Raw genomic sequence first — 22,246 nt, forward strand, 5'->3', positions numbered from 1 at the left:
ATGTCATGGGCGTCGTCATGAGGAGCCGCTACCTACGCTTGTATGCGAGGGGCAGTGGGATCACAGTGGGGCGTCTCGAGGTCTGTCACTTCTGCCAGTTTGAGCAGGTAATAACATTCTTCACGTGCCATGTGGTCTGGAAGTAGCGGTTCGAGAATGCCCAACTGTTCGTCGGACAGACGCAATTTCTTGATTTCGCCTAGGAACTCTGAAAATAGCTTCATTTCGAGGCCAACGTCAAGGTTGAACTTTGCAAGTGCTGGAAAGTCGGTCAATTGTGTGCGCAGGAATCCGGCGAATTCGACGGCTTTTAGGTAGTAGGTTTCAAATTGTTTGCGAAACGCCTCGCTCTTGGCGGAGGTTTGTTTTTGCGACGGGTCGACCTGTTGTGTGATGGTTCCAGCGTGTCCGTAGGCGTCTTGAAGCCAGATCAGGTGGTGGTGCACGGGGTTTTGCAAAGGGGGCACCTGACCCGCACACAAATACTGAAGGATGCGCAGATATTCGTCAATTTCGTTGAGCATATGGTTCAAAAACGTCGGCGGCAAGCTGATGGAGATGCGGCCGACCAGGTGGCGTTCGAGAATGGAAAGCTTATAAGCGCGCAACTTGTTTGCGTAGCGGTAGGCGCGTTGGTTGATGTCTGGGAGTGCGCTGGCCGCATCGTCCATCTTCGCCACGTCAAGCAATCGGTCAAATCGGTTTATGAAATAGATTGCGTCGCGAATTTCCTTCTCTTCTTTCGGCGCGAGGCTGGTGTAAAAGAAACGGGCGTGATCGCCTAAAACTTGTAACCAAAAGCGGTGTTCAAACAGCGCTGCCTGCACGAATTCCATTTGTGTATCGCCCTCCATTCGTCAGCACTAGCCTATGATTTGCCGGCTAGGCCGGTGACAGGGAGAGGAGGTTGCAAAACCGCGCTCGTGAGCGTTTCTAGGGCGTGCAATCGTGCTAGAATGAGAAGCACCACACTTTTTGGGGTGAGCACGAATGCGGGCGAATTTGCTTACAATGGCCAGAGTTCTGTGCTGCAGGCGCCAACAAATGCAGCGCGAGTGGGTTGGAGGAGACGGCGTTGCAAAACAACTGGACTTTTCTTGCCCCACAGCCTGGGCAGATGGCACCCAATTGGTGGGAACCTGGTCGAGTTCATATTGACATAGAGTCGGATGCATTGCATCTTGCAGCGGAACAACCACTGCGCGTACTGAGTTCGGCAGTGTTGGGGGCGGGGCTGCGCGATAGCCACCACGTATTGAACTTTCAAGTGGAGGCGGACTACGCGCGCACTGACCCGGAAAATGATATCGCATCGCGATTAGAGCGACGTGGGATTCATCCGGACGATGCACTAGCCTTGATGACGGCTGTTCGCCTCGCCGACGCGAGTTATGTCGTGGCAAAGGGAGAGGGTTGGGATATCCTGACGGTCGTCACGTGTGGCTTTCGCAATGCGGCGAGTGTTGCAGATTTTTTGTCGGATGGTCGACCTGACGATAGACAGTGTGTGCGGACAGTGGGAACTATCAACATCATCAGCGTCGTCCACGGTTGGCTGACGGATGGGGCTTTGGTCAATGCTGTCATGACTGCTACAGAGGCGAAAACCGCTGCGCTTGTGGCGTTGGGCGTGCGAACGCGCTCAGCCAATAACTGGGCGACGGGCACGACGTCAGACGCCATCGTCATCGGCTGTGATAAGTTTGCGAAGGCGCACCAGGTGACGTATACGGGGCTTGCGACGCCGTTTGGCCAGGCGCTGGCGCAGACCGTCTATCATGGCGTTCTCGATTCCGGCGCGAAATATCGCGCTCGACTGCAACTGTCGAGCGTCGCAAGGTGTGTCGAAGACGTCAATTTTCGCAATGTGACAGGGAGGTCGTAATTTACATGCAGTGGGTCAATCCCTGTCTGTTGACGGGAGCGGCGATGCTGGCCGATTGTGTTTTGGGGGATCCGCCTCGTATCCCCCATCCGGTCGTGATTATCGGAAAGTGGATTGCATGGGCGGACCGCGCGTGGAATCAGCAACCAGAGCGCCCTTTGCCCACTCGCGCACTTGGCGTTTTCTTGACGGCGGTGACCGTACTCGGGGCAGGTGGTCTTTGTTGGTTGCTGATGATCTTGTTGCACCTCATCTCACCCTGGTTGGCCGTGGTCGTCAATGTGTGGCTGATTTCGACGACGATTGCCTGGCGCGGCTTGGTACAGGCAGGTAAGTCGGTTTATGACGCCTTGCACAACGAAGGCATTGGCGCTGGACGGCAGGCGGTTTCGATGATTGTCGGTCGCGATACGGCCCACCTCGACGAAGCGGAGGTCACCCGCGCGTGCGTGGAGACGCTCGCTGAAAATATCGTCGATGCGATTGTTTCCCCTGTCGTGTTTGGGTGTATTGGGGGTGCACCGCTCGCGATGGCGTATCGAGCGGCGAACACATTGGACTCGATGGTAGGGTACAAAAACGACCGCTATCGATATTTTGGCTGGGCATCTGCGCGGCTGGATGACGTGCTGAATTACATCCCTGCGCGGCTTACCGCGGGCCTCCTCTACATCGCCATTGCACTTTCTGGTGGCAAGGCGCGCCGTGCATGGCGTATCTATCGCCGCGACGCGCATCTGCACCCAAGTCCAAACAGCGGTATCCCAGAGTCGATGGTCGCTGGGGCGCTAGGTGTTCGCCTCGGCGGGCAAAACGTCTACGGTGGTATCATTTCGAACCGGGCGACGATGGGTGACGCCCTGCGCCCACTGACAGCTGCTGATATCCGAGTTACCCTGCGCTTGGTGTCGACTGTGTCATGGGTGTTATTCTCGGCGGCCGTTTGTGCAGCGGGTGTCGTGGTGGCCGTCTTCAGTCGGTGAGCCTGTTTGTCACTGCTGATTGTGGAGAGACGGCTGTGAGAATGGCGCGTATTGCGGAATACTAGTTGAGGATTATATAGAGGAGCGTTTACATGGCACATGGAGGACGAGTGTACGAGTATGCGGCGGCAAGTGGTATGGATGTGGCCAATATCGTAGATTTCAGCGCCAATATCAACCCGCTTGGGCCACCTGCGGGCGTGTTAAAGGCCATCGAAACTGCAATGCCCCGCATTGTTCATTATCCAGATGCCCGCCATCAGGCAGTGAAAGAAATCCTGGCACAGGCCTGCCAGGTGGACGTTTCCGCACTTTTCTGCGGCAATGGTGCCACAGAGGTGATAGAACTCGTCTTTCGGGCGGTGCGCCCGCGGCGGACGTTTGTGTTAGATCCTGCGTTTTCCGAGTATGCCGACATCGCCCAACGCATGGGATCACAAATAGAGCGGGTGTCGCTTAAACGCACACAAATCACATGGGATTTGCCGCTGGACGAACTGGATGCACGGTTAGAGGTCGGTGACCTAGTCGTCATCAACACCCCACATAACCCGACCAGTACTGTCTGGCCGTGGGATACCTTTCGGACATGCGCTTTGAACTGGTGCGAGCGGGGGGTGACGGTCGTGATTGACGAATCGTTCATCGACTTTCTCCTGCAGAGTTCGAGCCTTTCAGCCATCGCTGATGCGTGTATGTACCCTCGGTTATTCGTCATCCGATCCGCCACGAAAATCTACGCCATCCCCGGGCTTCGCTTTGGCTTTGGCATTGGGCACCGGGACTTTGTGCGGGGGATTGAAGCGAATCGCGACGGTTGGAGCGTCAACGCGCTCGCCCAGGCCGCGGCGTGCGCAGCTTACTGTGATGGGCAATTCCTCGAGGAGACGCACACGTGGCTTGCGTCTGAGCACGACTATTTGCAACAGACGTGGGGCGCGGATGAGCGCCTGGTTTGGCACGTGCCAAAGGTCAACTTTTTTATTGCTTCGTTCGCGACGCCACATGTCCGGGAGCACGTTCAAGACGCGTTGCGCCAGCGCGGCATTCTTAGTAGATCTTGCGACGACTTTCACGGGCTCGACAGCACGTATGTACGTTTTGCCATTCGCAGCCATCAGGACAATCAATTGTTGTGGACGGCAGTTGTCGCTGCGCTTGACGCCATCCCCTGTGAATCGCTGTGAATTTTTGTATTTCTGGTGGCGCATAGAAGGAACAAAGTGGATTGGGGGAGAACTTAGAGCGTGGCACGCTTATATTTCACGCCGTAAAACCTCTAGCTTCAGATGTGGGGAACATCAGGTGCTCGCCGTTAGGCGATAGTCTTTTGCCCCAAACATCGCCGTAAAGTACTTGTCGATTCTGTTGAAAGAAAGAACGGGATACACAAAGTAGTAAAACAACTCAAGGGGTATACATCAAGGATATTGCGAGATGAATTCAAGAGTCTAAAGAGCCGCTTGCCGTCCTTGTGGACGAATTTGTACTGTAACGGTTGGAACTGTTCAACTGAATACTGCCTCCTTGTACAGATGCAGTAGGTATTGATCTAGGCGTCAACCATCTAGCAATCACCTCGAATAGAGAGTTTTACGAACATCCGAAGTTTCTGCGCGAGTCGGAACGAAAACTGCGGGTGAAACAACGTGCGGTGTCACGGAAGAAGAAAGGGTTGCAATCGTCTTCGTAAAGCGATTCGTGAGCTGGCAAAGGTGCATGAACACATCTCGAATCAACGCAAAGACTACGCACATAAGGTATCACGAAAATTCGTCAATCAATACGGGTTTATCGCTTATGAGAACCTAAACGTGCTGGACATGGTTAAAAATCACCACATTGCCAAAAGCATCGTTGATGCGTTTTGGAACGTGTACATCGTTGTGAACATGGTGGGTACGTTCAAGACAGGGACGTGAATGCCGCACAAAACATTTTGAAACGTGCTTTAGCCTAGCGTTTCTACTTGGCTTGGACTGAGCCTTCAGAACGTGACGTAGGCGGTTGCGTCATGCGTGTTCTGAGAAGCCCCTGCCTTTAGGCATGGGGAGTGGTCACGAATTTACATATCATTGGAGTCGGTGAGAATGGCCTCAGACGGACCACTGCGTTTTATGTTGGAGGATGTGTCTAACGCTGTTGTCAGTTACGTGTCAGATCTCGTGTTCGTGTTGGATATAAACGGGCATATTCAGGACGTATCGCCGTCTGTGTCTCACAGCACGCAAATCTCAAAGCACGTGCTTGTGAACCAGCCACTATCGCAATATTTGCATCCACACGATGGCTTGCAATTGGAAGCGTGGCTTCGCGATTTGCGAAACGGTCAGACGCCTCGTGTATGTGAAGCGCAGTGGCGCTGGCTGCGGGAGGCATGTGAGGCGTTGGTGCTGCAAGTTACGGTCATCCCGCACGCGGTAAATACGGGACAATTGCAGTGTGTCGTCGTCTGCGCCCAGGATGTCACAGACCGGCGCCGCATTGAAGCACAATTACACCGAAGCCAGCAGGTTTACAACTCCCTGTTTGCATGTAATGCGGACGCGGTGTTTGCACTTGATTTAAATGGGCGCTTCATCGAGGTGAATGAGGCTTGTGTCCGCGTCTCTGGGTACACGCAAGACATGCTTCTTGGTATGCCGTTTCATGGGCTGGTGGCCCCGCAGGAGTTGGACGCGGTCATTCGGCGGTTTATGCTCGCATGTCAAGGCGAGGCAGGGGAGCAAGACGTGACCATCATCCATCGCGGTGGGAACCGCCTCGCGCTCAACATTACGACGGTGCCGATTGTGGTCGACGATGAGATTGTCGGAATCTATGGGATTGCCAAGGACATTACGGCTCTCCGCTACAAAGAAAAATTACTGTTGGCGCAAATGTCCGTATCGAAGGAGATTGCGGCAGGCGACGACATCGAACACACGCTTGAGCGTATTGCGAATCGGGTAGGAGAACTCTTAGAGGATGCGATTCCCTGCATGATGCTCGTCAGTGAAGAGGGCGATACGCTTTTGCCGGCAGCGTCATCGGATAAACTCTCGATGACTTATTTGAGTGCCATGAGTGGAATTCCGATAGGCCCAAATTCAAGTAGCTGCGGCAGTGCAGCGTATCATAATGATCTCGTTATCACGACGGATATTGCGCGTGACTCGATTTGGGACAACTACCGGGCGTTGGCCGAGTCGGAGGGGCTACAGTCGTGTTTCGCCATCCCCATTTTGTTGGATGACCAGCAAGTGGTTGGGACATTTGAACTGTATTACCGAACGCGGCGGGAGCCGACCGCGGCAGACATTGAGGCTTTAAGGACCTTTTCGCATTTAGCGGGTCTTGCGATTTCGAGGCATCAGAATGCGTCAAAATTGCACGCCTTGGCGAATACAGATCCGTTAACGGGGCTGCCAAACCGCCGCTATTTTATGAATCACTTGCGGCAGGCTGCACAGGCGGGAGAGCCGGTGGGATTGATTTTTCTCGATCTCGATCGCTTCAAGTGGATCAACGACACACTAGGCCACGTGTTCGGCGACAAGGTGCTCACGGAATACGCCAGGCGGGTGTCAGACTGTCTTGACCGGCGCGTTTTGTTTTCGCGGTTGGGTGGTGACGAGTTCGCGATTATCGTTCCGGATGTTCGCACGGAGAAAGACGTAATGCGGGTCGCTCAGCAAATTCTCCGCCTGTCCGACAAACTGATTCACATCGATGGACACAGCCTGCGCGTCACAGCCAGTATTGGCACGTATTTGTCGACCGAAGCAGAGCGTGACGTCGAGGCGCTGTTGAGCAATGTGGATACTGCCCTGTACACGGCGAAAAATAGTGGGCGAAACAATATTAAGCCTTTCGACCCGCACATGCGGTTTGTTACATACGACCATTTGGTTATGGAAAGCGATATTCAAAATGCGATTGATGAACATCAGTTTTATATGGTCTATCAGCCGAAGTTTGACGCGCTGACCCGCTCGGTGACAGGTCTGGAAGCGCTCATTCGCTGGCGACATCCACGCAGTGCGATGATTTCTCCAGGTGACTTTATCCCTGTAGCGGAACAAGCGGGCCTGATTAGTGCCGTCGACGATTGGGTCTTGCGCGAGGTGTGCCGCCAGATTCGCGTTTGGGAACAAGCGGGTCTACATGTGCCAGTGAGTGTCAATATCTCACAGATTCACTTTCAGCAACTTGACTTCACGGATTGGTTGAGGAGAACGATTGAGTCGTACGATGTGAATCCAAAGTTAATTGACATTGAAATCACGGAAACCGCTCTTATGCAACATTATGATGAAGACCACATCCTCGCTAAGCTTCAGGAACTGCGTGAGATTGGCGTTTCGTTGTCCATCGACGATTTTGGCGTGGGCCATAGCTCGCTTAACTTATTGCGAACGTTTCCGGTCGATTTTCTGAAGATTGATCAGAGTTTTGTGCGAGACCACGAAAAGCCCGACATTGTTACGGCGATTATTCAGTTGGGCCATAGTCTTGGCATGCAGGTGGTGGCAGAAGGTGTGGAAACGCCCTATGAGTTAGAATTCTTGACCACACAGGGGTGTGACGAGATCCAAGGTTTCTTGCTGGCGAAACCGATGTCTCCAGACGACATTGTCACGAAATTGTCGAACGACGAGTTGCACATCTACTGAATTTCGGGGAATGCTATGAGACGGGCTATCATTGGGAGGAGTTTTTATGTTTGGACGAAACCGTCGGGAATTCGAATTGAGTGAGCCAGACATCGCCGATGCATGTTGTGATTTTATCGCCAATCGACTGGGCTGCATGCCTCAAGATGTGTTGGTTCAATTGACATTTAGCGACGAGGACGGTTTTGGAGCAGAGATTACTGTGCGCGGTATCCGGGAGAAACCTATGCAGCAGCTCGACCTAATCGACGCGATTCAAGAATATGTTGCGGACCGTGAGCGGTTTCGCGGTGGTGACAGCGGTGTGACTCACGTGGAACTTCAGTTTGCGGAGCATCGAGGCGTGTATGCGATTGTTCAGTTCTTATGACAGATGACGATTTTTGACGGAGGTGGAGTCCCAACGCGGGGCAACAATATTTGAACAGTTCGTCGGCAATTGTGAATATCATTTTGATTTTGGTCTTGATTTTTCTCAATGGTTTTTTTGTGGCGGCAGAATTCGGCCTTGTGAAGGTTCGTTCAAGCCGAGTGGATGAACTCGTCATTCAGGGCCATAAGCGAGCTAGAATGGCAAAATCCGTGGTCAATCATCTTCACACTTACCTGTCGGTGTGCCAATTGGGTATTACCCTGACATCGCTTGGCCTCGGCTGGGTGGGCGAACCGACTGTCGCTCACTTGTTGGAGCATCCGCTGACCCGCGTAGGCTTAGGGGGCGCCGTCGATACGATTGCGTATATCATCAGTTTTGTGGTGATTACGTACGTGCATATTGTCTTAGGCGAAATGACGCCCAAATCCTTAGCGATTCATCGCGCGGAAGCCGTGGTTCTAAACTCCGCACCGGTGTTGACCATCCTCGGCAGACTAATGCATCCATTCATCTGGATGCTCAATGGTTCTGCGAATGCTTTTCTTAAATTCCTCGGCATGAACGTATCCGGGGAAGAGGGGGAGGCGTATACAGAACACGAGTTGCGCATTCTCATGAACGAAAGCCATAAGAGTGGCCTTATCGACAGTACTGAGATGTCGTTGTTGGACAACATCTTCGAGTACTCCGACAGGGTTGCACGCGAAATCATGATTCCGCGCATCGACATCATCGCCATCTTCTGCGGCGACACCCGCGAGGACATTTTGCAACTCATCGAGCATCATGAACATACGCGATATCCTGTGGCGCAGGGGGACAAAGATCATATCATCGGGTACATCCATATCCGCGACCTGTATATGCGGGTGCGAGATGCCAATGGCAGCGTGAACGATTATCTGCGGCCCATCCTCAAGGTCCCTGAAACCACAGAAATTCACGATGTGTTGCGGCGGATGCAAAAGCATAAGACACAAATTGCTATTGTCGTGGACGAGTACGGCGGTACGGCTGGGCTCGTCACCTTGGAGGACATTATTGAGGAACTAGTGGGCGAAATCCAGGATGAGTTCGATAACGAGCAGGTCCCTGTGGTGCAATCAGACCATGGCTACTCGGTGGATGGCCATTTGCTGATCGATGACGTCGCAGCTTTGCTCGGCATCGAGTTTCATTTCGTTGATGTCGACACCATCGGTGGTTTTATCCGATCCCGCCTGCCCAAAATTCCCGAACAAGGCGACGCGGTCGATTACGACCGATTCACCTTCACGGTCGAGCGAGCCGAGCACGGTCGAATCTCTCGAGTGCGTATTACAAAGTTGGGCGCTCAACATTCTTGCGACGTCTAGCAGATAGGGGCATTTGGTGCACGAATCTACTATGTTGGACTGCTGGCTTTGCATCGCAGGCGTAGTAAGTGAGGGGGGAGTTGATAGCTTCTCGTGTCAGTGGCAAATTTGTCACGCGAAAGTTTTCACGAAGGGGCTGTCCAGAAGTCAACGCAGATGGTTTAAGGACAGCCCCTACCGTCTTCATGGAGACACTTTAATCCATCACGAGTTAATCCATCACGAGCGGTGGATCTACGGTTACGCTTCCACCTGGATATGTAATCGTGATATAAAGATGGCTACCTTCGACGGACGAGGTAATGGTTACACCTGGTACACATAGGGCGTGGTTATCTCCTGTGCTCGCACTTGCTAATGCTGGTACGGCAACCACCGAACTGGCGCTCAATGCACCAATGACTGCTGCTTTTTTGAACAGATTCATCACTTTGACCTCCTACTCAATGTCTTGAAATGTATCGACCAGCGATAGAAATGTATCCACGACATCGGGATGATAAGCGGTGCCCCGAAGGTCGCGGATTTCACTAATCGCTTGATCTTTTGATTTTGCTCGCTGATAGGGACGGTTGGATGTCATGGCATCGTAACTGTCGACGACGGCTACAATCGAAGCCCCTATGTCAATTTCATTACCACTCAAGCCATAGGGATAGCCACTTCCATCAAAACGCTCATGATGTTGCTCTGCAATTACTCCAGCCCTAATAAGGTGCGGAAGGCCTGTTGAAGCAAGAATGTCCTTTCCGAAAAGCGTGTGCATACGTATTATACTAAATTCTTCATCATTTAGTCTGCTCGGTTTCAGTAGAATTTCATCAGGAATATTTAATTTTCCGATATCGTGAAAAAATGCCCCGAAGCTCAAGGATATCAGTTCTGTCGTGTCTAGAGACATCTGCCTACCAATCTCTAGCGAATGCGTTTTAATTCGTTCGCAATGGCTTGCGGTATACCCATCTTTTTCGGCGATTTCAACCGCTAATGTATTGAATTTTCTGGTAATTTCACTGTATTGATGAAAGACGTAGTTTGAGCATACGTAAATAAAATTGGAATCTTCATCCGCAGTAAAGATGACATAGTCTTGTACAGGCTCTGCAGATAGGGACTCCCCGGGTTCTAAAATACCTCCCATATCTCCTAGTTTATAATGAAGCCTCCCGCTGAGAAGGTGTATAAATTCGAGCTCATCCCAACCCTCAAGTGGAGTAAGGGCCCATGATTTTCCTTTGCTCAAGCGGTGGTGTATGATTTCTGTTCCATTTTTACTCGCAAGCAGTGTCAGGGTTGTGTTGCCAGACTCCACGCGTTCGATGCCGTTTTCTTGCGAGATGTGATGGAGCCAGCTCGTTGCATATTCCTTTTTGAGCTCCATGAGCAAATACACCTGCTTGTCTAATGATTGATCTAAATAAAAATGCCAAAATACAGCGCATTCTCCTTGAGTACGCATTGTGGTTATCATATCAGATCTTTCGTCAGTTTCGATAGATTTTCTGTCTTCCAGTGGGATAGCGTGTCGATTTAGGCATTTTGATTTCACATAAGTTGGACTGGAACTGTCAATGAAATATTTAAGAAGGATATTCACTGAATGTTGCACATCAAGCAGGAATTTCGAAAGCGCTTGCGAATATCATTTCATAAGTTTGTTTACCATCCGAATAAAAGGTGAGGGATCAAATGTTGAAGAGACCAAAAGTAGTATTGTCGGCTGGCGTGACTGTCGCGTTGACGGCGAGTGCTCTTGTCACCGGATGCGGTAATGCAAGCGGAGGGAGTAATTCATCCAGTGGGGCATCGGGTACATCTGGCAAAAGCTCCATTACTATCTGGGACATTCAAACAGGCGCTTCGCAAAAGGTCGTTCAAGACATGTCGAACGACTTTAACAAGTCTCATCCGGATATCCAATCGACCGTACAGTTTTTTGAAAACGACCCGTACAAGCAGAAGATTCAAATCGCCATGGGCGCACATAATCCACCAGATATCTTTACTGGTTGGGGTGGCGGTGTACTTAAGTCGTACATCGATGCTGGGGATGTTTATGATTTGACCTCTGATTTAAAGGCTGACCCGAGTTGGGCAAATCGTTTTTTACCGTCTGTCATGAAACCGGTTACTTTTGATGGGAAAATTTATGGTGTTCCGAACGACAACGTACAGCCAGTCATGATGTTTTATAACAAGCAGGTGTTTCAACAATATCATCTTACGCCGCCGAAGACGTGGGACGACTTGCTCAATGATGTCAAAGTGTTTAAGGCTCACGGCATTGCCCCGATTTCTCTAGGTGGCAAAGATCAGTGGCCAGATTTGATGTATGAGGAGTACTTGGTTGACCGGATTGGTGGACCGCAGGTATTTAACAATGTTCTTGCCGGGAAGAAAAATGCATGGTCAGATCCGGCATTTTTGAAAGCGAATACGATGATTCAACAACTGGTAAACGCTGGGGCGTTTGAGCAAGGATTCAGTTCGGTCAGTTCAAACCAAGGTGAGGATGCGGCGCTTTTGTATACGGGGAAAGCCGCCATGGAACTGATGGGAAGCTGGGGATTTGCTACGATTTTGTCGGATGACAAATCGTTTATTGATCAGGGTAATTTGGGCTTCATGACGTTCCCAACTGTACCTGGTGGCAAGGGAAATCCGAACGACATCGTCGGCAATCCGTCCAACTACTACTCAATTTCGAATGACTCGAAGAACAAAAAGGCGGCTGTGACCTTCTTAAAGGACGCGGTGCTCAATGATCAGAACGTGAAAGAATGGATTAGCATTGGCGACGTTCCGCCTGTGCAAGGGATTGAGTCGGAACTAAAGCAGGCGACGTACGGCGATTACTTGTCGTTCACCTATGACATGGTCAAAGATGCACCGAATTTCCAGGCGTCATGGGATCAGGCGCTCCCGCCGAGCGAAGCACAGGAGCTGTTAACCGATTTAAGTAAGTTGTTCCTCAATCAAATGACGCCGCAACAGTTCTCCGACGATATGAATCAGCACATGCAGTCGTAACAACGGCGGGACGGATAATCCATTATCCGTCCCCTGCAAAGTCGATGGTTGGAGGGAACCACTATGGGAACCAAAATGAATTGGCAGAGATGGTTGATGATTGCGCCGGCAGTCGTATTCTTTGCCGTTTTCGCATTGTTTCCGATGCTGATGGCGGTTTATTACAGCGGGCTCCAGTGGAATGGCATCAGCAGTGCGAAATGGGTGGGATTGGCCAATTGGGGCAGTGTGTTTCGCAGCGGCGACGCGCTGCACGCGTTGCGCTTGACTGCGGAAGTCATGGTGTTGTCTTGGGTTGTCCAGACGCCAATTAGCCTTCTGGTCGGTGTCTTTTTGGCGGGGCGGCAAAGGCATCGCGCAGTGTTCGGCGTGTTCTACTTTGTGCCATTACTTTTTTCGTCAGTGGCCATTGGCGTGACCTGGTCCTACATTTTAAACCCCAACTTTGGATTGTTGGACGCGCTGTTAAAGTCTCTGCATATCGGAAATGGCAATCAGAACTGGTTAGGGAACACGCACTTGGCGCTTCTGGTTGTGACGTTGATTATCGCCTGGCAGTTCATTCCGTTTCACTCGCTGTTGTATCAGGGAGGCGCAAAACAAATTCCAGACTCCTTATATGAAGCGGCCACCATTGACGGAGCGAACGTTTGGAACACATTTTTTTCGATTACCTTGCCGCAGTTGAAGTATACGCTCATTACGTCCAGTGTCTTGGTGCTGACCGGATCGCTCACGTATTTTGACCTCATCTACGTGTTGACCGACGGCGGGCCAGGAGATGCGACGACGGTATTGGCGATGGATATGTACAAACAGGCGTTTGTGAATCAGAACATCGGACTCGGCAGTGTATTGGCCGTGATTTTGGCGGTGGCTGGTGTCATCCTGTCTATTTTGACGCTGCGGTTTACAGGGTTTAGCCGCATGGAAAGTCAACTGGAGGGGATGTGACATGGCTTCTCAAGTGGTGAAGACAGACGCGAGCGTAAACTTGCGTGCGCCACGCCGGAGGCGGCTGAGGTGGTATAACGTGGTATTCACCGCCCTTGGCGTCGTATGGTTGATTATCGCGTTTTATCCAGTGCTTTATATGTTGATGACCAGCCTCCGATCCCAACAGGGCTATTTACTTGGCATCCCTTGGCTTCCATCGCTGCATCCGACGTTTGAGAACTACGCTACGGTGCTGCAGGCCGGTTTTGTGCACTATTTCTTAAATAGTGTCATTGTGTCCGTGTGTTCGGTCGCGCTGATTGTCGGGTGTTCACTACTTTGTGCGTATGTCGTCGTGCGGTCCAGAAACCGTGCGGTACGCGTGATTTTTGATGTCTTTCTGGTCGGTTTGGCACTGCCGATTCAGGCGGCCATTATCCCAATCTACGTGCTCATTACGAAGATGGGCTTGTACGACACCTTGCTTGGCATGATTCTCCCATCTGTGGCGTTTGGGCTGCCGCTTACGCTGTTGATTCTCGTGAACTTTGTCCGAGATATTCCGAATGAGCTTTACGAATCGATGGGACTGGAGGGAGCCAGTGACTTTCGGCTTTTGCGGCATCTCGTCATTCCCCTGGCAATGCCGGCGCTCATTTCTGTTTCGATTTACGATTTTGTGCAGGCGTGGAACAACTTTTTATTTCCGTTGGTACTCACGCAGAGCGATAGTTCTCGCGTGATGCCGATGGCCATTGTCAGTTTCCAGGGGCAGTACACGATGAACGTACCTGTCACCATGGCGGCAGTCATTCTGTCTGCGTTGCCGCTCATCTTGGCGTATATTTTCGGTCGGCGCTACTTGCTTCGAGGTATGCTGGCTGGTTTTGGAAAATAAACTTACGGAGGGAAAACGTTATGACTGCAAAGTACCAAGACGCGAAAATGTCTCTCGAGGACAGAGTAGGCTCGTTGCTTTCCGAGATGACCATCGACGAGAAAATTGCCCAGTTATCGGCTGTTTGGGCGTATGAAGTGCTGGACGGTCTGACGTTTTCGGAAGAAAAAGCCAAGCGTCACTTTCAATACGGCATTGGTCAAATCACGCGCATTGGTGGTGCGACCAATCACGATGCCGTGGGGACAGGGCAGATTGCCAACGAGATCCAGGCGTTCCTCATGCAGCATACGAGGCTCAAAATCCCCGCCATCGTTCACGAGGAATCGTGTAGTGGGTACATGGCCAAGGGCGCGACTTGTTTTCCACAGTCCATCGGCATCGCCAGCACGTGGGATGACGCTATTGCCCGGCGCGTTGGTGAAGTCATCCGCCAGCAAATGCGCGCGGCAGGGGCCCATCAGGCGTTGGCGCCACTGCTCGATGTCACGCGGGATCCACGGTGGGGGCGCATCGAAGAGACGTTTGGTGAAGACCCGTATCTTGTCGCACAAATGGGGATTGGCTATGTTCAAGGGCTGCAAGGGGAGCGGTTATCTGAGGGCGTTATTGCGACCGGCAAACACTTTGTCGGTTACGGTATTTCGGAGGGAGGCATGAACTGGGCGCCGGCACACATCCCCCAGCGGGAATTGCACGAAGTGTACCTGTATCCATTCGAGGCGGTCGTCCGAGCGGCAAATCTAGGGTCGATTATGCCCGGCTATCATGAGCTCGACGGCATTCCGTGTCATCACAACAAGCAATTATTAGTTGACATCCTGCGCGACACGTGGGGATTTGATGGAATTGTCGTGTCCGATTATTTTGCGGTGAACATGCTGCACGAATATCACCATGTTGCACGCGATAAGGTACAAGCGGCCCAATTTGCCGTGCAGGCCGGTGTGGATGTGGAATTGCCAAGTCGTGACGTGTATGGAGAATCCCTGCTACAGGCCATTACTGCGGGACTCGTGACGGTAGACGAGGTGAACGAACTGGTGCGGCGGATTCTTACGATGAAATTCCGTTTGGGCCTGTTCGAAAATCCATATGTGGACACATCGCGCACACTTGAAGTCTTTGATAACGAAGAGCAGCGGCATTTAGCTAGGATGGCCGCGCAAAAGTCTATCATCTTGTTGAAAAACGAGGCACAGTTATTGCCACTTCGGGTGAGTGCATTGAAAAAGTTGGCTATCATTGGGCCAAATGCGCATAACACGCGCAACATGGTTGGCGACTACGCGTACCCGTGTCACATCGAGTCGCTGCTCGAAATGCGCGACGAGGACAACGTGTTTGCGACGCCGATGCCGGAGGACGTGGAGCGGGTTCAAGAATTTGTGCCCATGCAGTCGATTCTCGAGGCGATGACCGCGAAAGTCGGCGACGGCGTGGAGATAGCTTACGCGCAAGGGTGCGATGTGTTTAGCCAGGATGATACGGGATTCGCCGAAGCGGTGGAAGTTGCGAGCGGTGCGGATGTGGCGGTTGTGGTGGTCGGTGATCGAGCTGGGTTGACCGACGAGTGCACGACTGGGGAATCGCGGGATAGGGCTACGTTAGGGCTGCTTGGCGTTCAAGAGCAGCTTGTGCAGGCAATTGTCGCCACAGGCACGCCGACTGTCGTCGTGTTTGTCAGTGGTCGTCCGCTTGCGACGCCGTGGATTGCAAACCATGTCCCGGCGATTGTCGAAGCGTGGTTGCCAGGTGAAGAGGGGGGCGCTGCAGTCGCAGACGTGTTGTTCGGGGATTATAACCCAAGTGGTCGCCTGCCAGTGACGGTGCCTCGTTCGGTGGGTCAAGTTCCCATTTATTATGCGCACAAACCGTCCGGCGGCCGCTCACACTGGAAAGGTACCTACGTTGACGAGAGCAATGAACCACTGTACGCATTTGGCTACGGGTTGAGCTATTCGACGTTTGAATACAGCAATTTGACGTTGTCCACAGATACCATTGACGTTCACGGTTCTGTCGATATCTCGTGTGTTGTGACGAACACGTCAGGCGTCGGTGGTGAGGAAGTTGTGCAACTATACGTGCATGACGTCGAGGCCGATGTCACGCGTCCACTGCAGGAACTACGTGGCTATACACGAATTTTTCTGCAACCGGGTGAACAGATGCAGGTAACGTTCACGCTCTCGGCCCATCAGTTCGGCTTTTACAATCGTCAGATGCGCTATGTCGTGGAACCAGGCGTGATTGACATTGGGATTGGCGCCGCTTCCAACGACATTCGACTGACCGGCAGCTTCTCCATCACGGGAGAGGTGAGCGATGTGGCGTCGCAGAAAATCTTTACGACCCCGGTTCGTGCCGTATCTCTCGGAAGCGTACAGGCGTAACCGCACACGTGGTTACGACAGGCAATGGCGGTAGTTGAGGATAGTGAAACCAAGCATATCTGGAGGGATACGCATGCGTCAGGCATTAGTCGTCTATGGCGGATGGGAGGGGCACTATCCCGGCGAAATCGCCGATATCTTTGCCGAGTTGCTCGGTGAGATTGGCTTTGGCGTGACGATGAGTGACCGTCTCGACAGCTTTACGACCGCAGATGACTTGCGGGCGTTTCAACTGATTGTGTTGCACTGGACGCAGGGCGATATCACGTCCAACCAGTTCGCGGCACTGCGGGAAGCGGTGCACGGGGGCGTTGGGTTGGCCGGCATCCACGGTGGACTCGGGGACGCCTTTCGCAATATGCCTGAGTTCCAGTACATGGTCGGCGGCCAGTGGGTCGCCCACCCAGGAAATGATGGCGTCACATATGACGTCATCGTCACGGACCTGAATCACCCCATCACCCAGGGTGTTCCGAACTTCACCGTGACTTCTGAGCAGTATTACATGCATATTGACCCCGCCATCCACACTTTAGCCACCACCCGATTTGGTGACACGGTGATGCCAGTCGCGTGGACGAAACGCTATGGATCCGGCAAGGTGTTTTACCACTCACTGGGTCACCACCCGGATGTGGTACGGATGCCAGAAGTCCTTCGCTTGACTCGACAAGGTCTGGCGTGGGCGGCTGCAGAAGCGTAATTCCTGCGTCGCCTTTTCACAATCACGCCGCGCTGCGTCACAATGCTTCGCAGGTCGGCATATACGCTCGGCGTGGTGGGAACGGTTCGGCCATATGTCCGTGTACATCCGTCTCCTCCGCACGTACCATACACCATCCTGAAAGCAATGGAGGCGTTTTAAATGGGTACGTTCGGTGGATATACGCAATGGGCTGTCGTGTTTCTGATCATCTTTGTGTTGTTCTTCTTACTGGTACCAGCTGTTGGCATTACTGCAAGTAGCTGCAGTTGCAGCTGTAGCTGTGCAACAGGCGGTTACGGCGTATATTAATGTTTTGAAAGGCCACCTTGGGTGGCCTTTTTACATATTAGGACACTTGCGCCCTCAACGTGGTTGAAACAATCCTTCGGTACTACGTTGCTCGGTGAATGACGACAGGGTCTGCGGCTATTCAGTGGCTGTGTCATTAAGACACGGACATGCGGGTGGCGCCGGCCCGAAAGCTTCCCCATGGTCATCCATCATCACACTTGACAACTTCTTCGAGCCGTATCATACTAATCTCAGAATCCGATTTCAGAAATCGATTTCACGAATCTCTAAGCGTTTCATGAAGCGTAGGTTCTTTGAAATTGAGGTTGATATGAAAAAGAGACACGAAGTGTATCGGGAATCGTAGGGCAGTGTTCAAGATAGGGGCTGGAATTCGTGGTGAAGGTGAAAGATGTGGCGAAAGCCGCAGGGACATCACCCGCAACGGTTTCACGGGTTTTGAATGGCGTTTCTACTGTGAATCCTGAAATCGCTGAGAGAGTCAGAAAAGCGATACAGGAGCTCAATTATCGTCCCAACGAGGCGGGGCGCAATCTGCGGCGGAAAACCGATAGCCAATTGGGGCCGGATTTCGAGTTGCGGAGCCAGCACAACTGGGAAGCCAAACAGCAAATTGCTGCGAAGGCCGCGGAGTTGATTAAGCCGTCGGATGTGGTGGTGTTGGATTCGGGATCGACTGTCGCTGGTATGGTTCCCTATTTGAGTGAAGGCACGCTGTTGTATACGAACTCACTCGCAATCCTGCAACCGGCTGCGCGGCGAAATTTGCACGTTCACCTGGCGCCTGGGCTGTATGTGCCAGAAATGGCGGCGGTGTTCGGGGAAGAGACAGAGGCTTACTTTCGGAACCGTCAAGCGACGAAGTACTTTCTGTCCAGCGCCCGCGTCGATGTCAAAAATGGGTTGTGGAACGTAAATCAAGTGACGTCTTCCGTGAAACGGGCGGCCATTGAGTGCGCGAAGGAAGTGATTCTCTTAGCTGATCACGACAAGTTTTGTGACGCATCGCTTCGCACATATGCTTCGCTGCAACAGGTGGACTTGCTCATTACGGATTATGTACCAGAAGAATTCCGAGACCGTTTGTTTGAAAACGGTATTCATGTGGTGGAGGTTGGAGCGCCGTCTAGGTAAAGGGGGTGGCCGCGGTGACTGACCAGAGCACGCCGATTTTTATTCTAGCGGACGACCTGACAGGCGCTGCAGATGCGGCAAGTTACTTTCGAACGCCAGAACGTCGCGTGAGAATCGGTTTCGATTCGGCGATGCCGTGGGACTTCAGGTTAACGCACGAAACGGTTCAGGTGTTTGACGCAGAAACAAGGCATCTGTCGCCAGAGGTTTCCTTCGGGAAGGTGCTTCATGCTTGTGCGCATATTACACAAGCGAGCCCGGGGGCGCTTGTGTACAAGAAAGTCGACTCGACGTTGCGGGGCAATATTGGGGCGGAGATTGAGGCGGCCGTGCGCGGATTGAATCGGAACATCGCCGTACTGGCGCCGGCTTTCCCGGCTGGGGGGCGGACGGTGATTGGCGGTGTGCTGTACGTTCACGGCGTGCCCGTGAACGAAACAGCATTCGCGAACGACCCGCACCATCCGATTCTGTCCGCGAATGTTGCAGAGCACGTTCGCACGAAAGTAGCGTGGCCGACGGTTCAACTTGACTTGTCGACGATTCGTCAAGGGGCTGATGCGGTTGAACATTTCTTGGCGGATCAAGGAGATGGGCCGGTCCTCATTGTGGCCGATACCGAGGTGGATGAAGATTTGGCCGTGTTGGCTGAGGTGTTCAGTCGGGACACGACGTATTTACCGTGTGGATCCGCCGGCTTAGCCCGACAGTTAGCAAAGGTCTGGACACAGTCCGGGGGCGCATGCGACGCAGCAGTGGGTTCGCGACCGCCGCGTGCGCAGAGACAGCTTTATGTCATCGGCAGTGCCAACCAGTTGGCGCGAGAGCAGGTGCAGGAGCTGCAAAACAAGCGAGTGGTGCGCACCCTCGAGTTGTCTGCGACAAAGGTTGTCGATGATGTCACGGCGCCAGATGAGATAGCGGCAGCCATCGCGCAAATTGCAGCAGATGACGCAGACATTACGGTCCTGACGTTATCACCTGAGCGTGTGTCGACCGTCGACCGAACGCGACTGGTCGATGCGTTGGCCCAGGTGGCCAAGGCATGGGTACACCGTTCAAGTGCGGATTTCGGGCGTTCGGAACAACCGCACTTGGCCGTGTTTGCCACGGGTGGTGACACGGCGTTGGCTTGTTGCAAGGCGGTCGGATATACAGAGATTTGGCCTGAAGGCGAACTGCTCCCAGGTATTCCATGGAGTTTCGTCGGCGGGCAGGATGAAAAGTTGACACTGGTATCCAAGGCTGGTGGCTTTGGCGACGCGCAGACGCTTTGCAGTGTCGTACATCGCTTGTGTCACGAAGCTTGAACACAAACTGGAGATGAATCAGGATGACGAAAAAAACGCATATCGCAGTAACGATGGGAGACCCTGCCGGCATTGGTCCCGAAATTACGCTGATGGGTTTGCAGGACAAGGTGATTGCAGAGCAGGTTGAGGCGGTCGTCGTCGGGGACGTAAACCGGCTTGAGGTCGCGAAGGCAGCGCTGGTGAAGGCTGGACGGTTGTCAGCGAATCAAGTGACGCTGCGGCCGATTGCCGATATTTCCGAAGCGATGTACCAACCAGGCGTTCTGGATGTATTAGATCAAAACAACGTCCCAAGGGACTTGCCGTGGGGAAAGGTGTCGGCTGAAGCGGGGGCTGCGGCGTTTGACTACGTCAAGAAATCGGTCGAGCTCGCTGTGGCGAAACAAGTGGACGCCATCTGTACCGCTCCAATCAACAAGGAGGCATGGAAACTCGCGCACGTGCCATATCCCGGGCATACGGAGGCGTTGGCGGCGTTGTCGGGATCGGACAAGTCAGCCATGATGCTCGTTAATCACGGACTTCGCGTGGTTCACGTGACGACACATGTGAGTCTGAAGGATGCGATTGCCATGGCGACGACAAATCGTGTGTTTGAACGAATTCAACTGACAGTCCGCTCATTGGAGCAATTCGGGATGAAACAGCCGCGTATTGCGGTGGCCGGTATCAACCCACATGCAGGCGAGGGTGGCCTGTTTGGGCGAGAGGACATCGAACAAATCGCGCCAGCTATCGAACAGGCGAAACAAGCTGGAATGGATGTCAGTGGTCCGTGGCCGCCAGATTCGATTTACGCGCGTGCGGCGGGTGGCGAGTTTGACGCCGTCATTGCCATGTATCACGACCAAGGTCACATTGCCATCAAAATGCTCGGTTTTGACACAGGTATCAATGTCACGCTGGGACTTCCGATTTTACGGACTTCTGTCGATCACGGCACCGCCTTCGACATCGCCGGCAAAGGCATTGCTCGCGAACAGAGCATGGTCCAATCACTGCAGGTGGCGATTGATTTCTTACAAGGGAAAGCTGCCGGGGCTGCGCAATAATGCGCTATCCCCCGGCGTTCAAGTAAGCGTTTAACGCGACGGGAGGCATTAACATGAAGATTAAAGCAGTGGTCGATAAAGTTCCGGGTGGCATGATGATTTTTCCACTTCTCATTGGTGCGATTATCCGAACCATTTGGCCGGGATTGCCTGACGATACGGTGTTTAAGAGTTCGTTTACCGGCGGTTTGCTGACAGGCTCCACGTCTTTGTTAGCGGCATTCTATATTTGTCTGGGATCAACCATTGAGTTTCGCGCAGCAGGTTACGTTTTGAAGAAGGGTGTATCACTTTGGTTGAGTAAGATTGTAACCGCTGCCATCATTGGATTTCTTATCAAGTTCCTAGCGCCAGATCAGAATCACATGTTTTTAGGGCTATCTGCTCTAGCCATCGTCGCTGCCTTCTCGGATTCCAACGGTGGTTTGTACATGGCGCTGATGGGGCAACTCGGCAAACGACAGGAAGACGTTGCGGCGTACTCTATCATGTCTCTCGAATCAGGGCCGTTCTTTACCATGCTGATTCTCGGCGTCGCTGGACTCGCAGCTTTTCCGTTGCGCGCATTCATTTTTGCCCTATTACCGCTCATCATTGGTATGGTGTTAGGGAATCTCGATAAGAATATGCGGGAGTTCCTCAGCAAGGGGAAAGACGTACTCATTCCGCTGTTCGCTATCGGCCTTGGCTTTGGCATCAACTTAAAGGACGTCTTTCAAGCTGGGTTCGCAGGCATCATTTTGGGCTTTGGCGTTGTCGTCGTAACGGGCGTCGTGCTGTACTTGGTCGATAGGCTAGTGGGTGGTACAGGCTTGGCTGGTGTCGCTGCTGCATCGACCGCAGGCAACGCAGCGGCGGTTCCGATGGCTGTGGCGGCGGTCTATACTGGTTACCAGTCGGTAGCTGGGCAAGCGACCGTGCAGGTTGCTGCAGCGGTTATTGTCACCTCGATTTGTGTACCGATTATTACGGCATTTTTTGCAAAGCGGTCGGGGGTGACGCGGGGTGAACAGTCTGTGCAGCAGGAAGCGGAGCAACAGTCCCACGTAGATGTGTCCGCCAAGGAAGCGCATAACTAACATTCTACCCACGGAATAAACATGTGGCGTCTACGAAAGCCCTATCAGGCACAGTCTCTGCCTGATAGGGCTTTTTTGTCAGTCGTCATCATTGTCCATGCTCGTTCATATCCTTTATCGTCAGTCAAATGGATGA

General features: G+C 52.6%; 20 protein-coding genes and 2 pseudogenes. 19 read left to right on the forward strand and 3 right to left on the reverse strand.

Features of this window, described 5'->3' with window-relative positions:
- Window positions 1-32 precede the first annotated feature (32 nt).
- Entirely contained in the window at window positions 33-836 is an 804-nt protein-coding gene (locus J3482_RS12855) for a DUF2935 domain-containing protein (protein ID WP_146823734.1), read from the reverse strand.
- 239 nt (window positions 837-1,075) lie between these two features.
- Here J3482_RS12855 and J3482_RS12860 point away from each other — a divergent pair, with 239 nt between their 5' ends.
- From J3482_RS12860 to J3482_RS12900, 10 genes and pseudogenes are all read left to right on the forward strand, one after another.
- Entirely contained in the window at window positions 1,076-1,885 is an 810-nt protein-coding gene (locus tag J3482_RS12860; protein ID WP_146823733.1) for an adenosylcobinamide amidohydrolase, read from the forward strand.
- Between the two features lie 5 nt (window positions 1,886-1,890).
- Window positions 1,891-2,868, forward strand: coding sequence for an adenosylcobinamide-phosphate synthase CbiB (gene cbiB / locus J3482_RS12865; protein WP_206922496.1), 978 nt, complete (start codon window positions 1,891-1,893; stop codon window positions 2,866-2,868).
- 92 nt (window positions 2,869-2,960) lie between these two features.
- The gene (locus J3482_RS12870; RefSeq protein WP_206922497.1) at window positions 2,961-4,055 is read left to right on the forward strand and encodes a pyridoxal phosphate-dependent aminotransferase; all 1,095 of its coding nucleotides are present in this window, start codon (window positions 2,961-2,963) and stop codon (window positions 4,053-4,055) included.
- Between the two features lie 135 nt (window positions 4,056-4,190).
- Window positions 4,191-4,358: pseudogene (locus J3482_RS12875) on the forward strand (transposase); the annotation flags it as partial.
- Window positions 4,359-4,441: 83 nt separating this feature from the next.
- Window positions 4,442-4,561 carry a hypothetical protein gene (locus tag J3482_RS21840; RefSeq protein WP_438938621.1) on the forward strand — a complete coding sequence of 40 codons (120 nt, stop codon included), beginning with the start codon at window positions 4,442-4,444 and terminating at the stop codon, window positions 4,559-4,561.
- Window positions 4,518-4,691: pseudogene (locus tag J3482_RS21845) on the forward strand (transposase); the annotation flags it as partial. The gene J3482_RS21840 and the pseudogene J3482_RS21845, both read left to right, overlap by 44 nt.
- A gap of 44 nt (window positions 4,692-4,735) precedes the next feature.
- Window positions 4,736-4,828 carry a zinc ribbon domain-containing protein gene (locus J3482_RS21850; RefSeq protein ID WP_146823729.1) on the forward strand — a complete coding sequence of 31 codons (93 nt, stop codon included), beginning with the start codon at window positions 4,736-4,738 and terminating at the stop codon, window positions 4,826-4,828.
- Window positions 4,829-4,958: 130 nt separating this feature from the next.
- Window positions 4,959-7,523, forward strand: a complete 2,565-nt coding sequence (locus tag J3482_RS12890; RefSeq protein WP_206922498.1) for a sensor domain-containing protein — start codon at window positions 4,959-4,961, stop codon at window positions 7,521-7,523.
- A 46-nt stretch (window positions 7,524-7,569) separates the two neighbouring features.
- Window positions 7,570-7,893 (forward strand): DUF2653 family protein, encoded by a 324-nt coding sequence (locus J3482_RS12895; RefSeq protein ID WP_146823727.1) that lies wholly within the window; start codon window positions 7,570-7,572, stop codon window positions 7,891-7,893.
- Between the two features lie 50 nt (window positions 7,894-7,943).
- Window positions 7,944-9,254, forward strand: coding sequence for a hemolysin family protein (locus J3482_RS12900; protein ID WP_236018217.1), 1,311 nt, complete (start codon window positions 7,944-7,946; stop codon window positions 9,252-9,254).
- 211 nt (window positions 9,255-9,465) lie between these two features.
- Here J3482_RS12900 and J3482_RS12905 read toward each other — a convergent pair whose 3' ends face one another.
- Together J3482_RS12905 and J3482_RS12910 are read right to left on the reverse strand one after the other, a co-directional pair.
- Window positions 9,466-9,681, reverse strand: coding sequence for a hypothetical protein (locus J3482_RS12905; protein ID WP_146823726.1), 216 nt, complete (start codon window positions 9,679-9,681; stop codon window positions 9,466-9,468).
- A 12-nt stretch (window positions 9,682-9,693) separates the two neighbouring features.
- Window positions 9,694-10,635, reverse strand: a complete 942-nt coding sequence (locus J3482_RS12910; protein WP_206922499.1) for an HD-GYP domain-containing protein — start codon at window positions 10,633-10,635, stop codon at window positions 9,694-9,696.
- A gap of 308 nt (window positions 10,636-10,943) precedes the next feature.
- Between J3482_RS12910 and J3482_RS12915 the strand changes: the two genes are divergently transcribed.
- The 9 genes from J3482_RS12915 (at window position 10,944) to J3482_RS12955 (ending at window position 22,110) form a co-directional block, all read left to right on the forward strand.
- Window positions 10,944-12,284, forward strand: a complete 1,341-nt coding sequence (locus tag J3482_RS12915; protein WP_146823725.1) for an extracellular solute-binding protein — start codon at window positions 10,944-10,946, stop codon at window positions 12,282-12,284.
- A gap of 63 nt (window positions 12,285-12,347) precedes the next feature.
- Entirely contained in the window at window positions 12,348-13,238 is an 891-nt protein-coding gene (locus J3482_RS12920; RefSeq protein ID WP_206922500.1) for a carbohydrate ABC transporter permease, read from the forward strand.
- Between the two features lies 1 nt (window position 13,239).
- The gene (locus J3482_RS12925) at window positions 13,240-14,118 is read left to right on the forward strand and encodes a carbohydrate ABC transporter permease (RefSeq protein WP_146823723.1); all 879 of its coding nucleotides are present in this window, start codon (window positions 13,240-13,242) and stop codon (window positions 14,116-14,118) included.
- Window positions 14,119-14,138: 20 nt separating this feature from the next.
- Window positions 14,139-16,514 (forward strand): glycoside hydrolase family 3 N-terminal domain-containing protein, encoded by a 2,376-nt coding sequence (locus tag J3482_RS12930; RefSeq protein WP_206922501.1) that lies wholly within the window; start codon window positions 14,139-14,141, stop codon window positions 16,512-16,514.
- A gap of 73 nt (window positions 16,515-16,587) precedes the next feature.
- The gene (locus J3482_RS12935) at window positions 16,588-17,217 is read left to right on the forward strand and encodes a ThuA domain-containing protein (RefSeq protein ID WP_146823719.1); all 630 of its coding nucleotides are present in this window, start codon (window positions 16,588-16,590) and stop codon (window positions 17,215-17,217) included.
- 690 nt (window positions 17,218-17,907) lie between these two features.
- The gene (locus tag J3482_RS12940; RefSeq protein ID WP_146823717.1) at window positions 17,908-18,666 is read left to right on the forward strand and encodes a DeoR/GlpR family DNA-binding transcription regulator; all 759 of its coding nucleotides are present in this window, start codon (window positions 17,908-17,910) and stop codon (window positions 18,664-18,666) included.
- Between the two features lie 14 nt (window positions 18,667-18,680).
- On the forward strand, window positions 18,681-19,976 hold the full coding sequence (locus tag J3482_RS12945; RefSeq protein ID WP_206922502.1) for a four-carbon acid sugar kinase family protein: 1,296 nt from the start codon (window positions 18,681-18,683) through the stop codon (window positions 19,974-19,976).
- Window positions 19,977-19,999: 23 nt separating this feature from the next.
- On the forward strand, window positions 20,000-21,031 hold the full coding sequence (pdxA, locus tag J3482_RS12950; protein ID WP_146823713.1) for a 4-hydroxythreonine-4-phosphate dehydrogenase PdxA: 1,032 nt from the start codon (window positions 20,000-20,002) through the stop codon (window positions 21,029-21,031).
- A gap of 53 nt (window positions 21,032-21,084) precedes the next feature.
- On the forward strand, window positions 21,085-22,110 hold the full coding sequence (locus tag J3482_RS12955; RefSeq protein WP_206922503.1) for a 2-keto-3-deoxygluconate permease: 1,026 nt from the start codon (window positions 21,085-21,087) through the stop codon (window positions 22,108-22,110).
- The last annotated feature ends 136 nt before the right edge of the window (window positions 22,111-22,246 follow it).

It is taken from the genome of Alicyclobacillus suci, from assembly GCF_017329615.1.
Lineage (GTDB): Bacteria > Bacillota > Bacilli > Alicyclobacillales > Alicyclobacillaceae > Alicyclobacillus > Alicyclobacillus suci.

Bases quoted from the DNA above. Each gene is read 5' to 3' on its own strand.
- J3482_RS12890 (WP_206922498.1), top strand. From the start codon at position 4,959: ATGGCCTCAGACGGACCACTGCGTTTTATGTTGGAGGATGTGTCTAAC.
- J3482_RS12855 (WP_146823734.1), bottom strand. From the start codon at position 836: ATGGAATTCGTGCAGGCAGCGCTGTTTGAACACCGCTTTTGGTTACAA.
- J3482_RS12955 (WP_206922503.1), top strand. From the start codon at position 21,085: ATGAAGATTAAAGCAGTGGTCGATAAAGTTCCGGGTGGCATGATGATT.
- J3482_RS12930 (WP_206922501.1), top strand. From the start codon at position 14,139: ATGACTGCAAAGTACCAAGACGCGAAAATGTCTCTCGAGGACAGAGTA.
- J3482_RS12870 (WP_206922497.1), top strand. From the start codon at position 2,961: ATGGCACATGGAGGACGAGTGTACGAGTATGCGGCGGCAAGTGGTATG.
- cbiB (WP_206922496.1), top strand. From the start codon at position 1,891: ATGCAGTGGGTCAATCCCTGTCTGTTGACGGGAGCGGCGATGCTGGCC.
- J3482_RS12895 (WP_146823727.1), top strand. From the start codon at position 7,570: ATGTTTGGACGAAACCGTCGGGAATTCGAATTGAGTGAGCCAGACATC.
- J3482_RS12925 (WP_146823723.1), top strand. From the start codon at position 13,240: ATGGCTTCTCAAGTGGTGAAGACAGACGCGAGCGTAAACTTGCGTGCG.
- J3482_RS12915 (WP_146823725.1), top strand. From the start codon at position 10,944: ATGTTGAAGAGACCAAAAGTAGTATTGTCGGCTGGCGTGACTGTCGCG.
- J3482_RS12920 (WP_206922500.1), top strand. From the start codon at position 12,348: ATGGGAACCAAAATGAATTGGCAGAGATGGTTGATGATTGCGCCGGCA.
- pdxA (WP_146823713.1), top strand. From the start codon at position 20,000: ATGACGAAAAAAACGCATATCGCAGTAACGATGGGAGACCCTGCCGGC.
- J3482_RS12905 (WP_146823726.1), bottom strand. From the start codon at position 9,681: ATGAATCTGTTCAAAAAAGCAGCAGTCATTGGTGCATTGAGCGCCAGT.
- J3482_RS12935 (WP_146823719.1), top strand. From the start codon at position 16,588: ATGCGTCAGGCATTAGTCGTCTATGGCGGATGGGAGGGGCACTATCCC.
- J3482_RS12910 (WP_206922499.1), bottom strand. From the start codon at position 10,635: ATGGAGCTCAAAAAGGAATATGCAACGAGCTGGCTCCATCACATCTCG.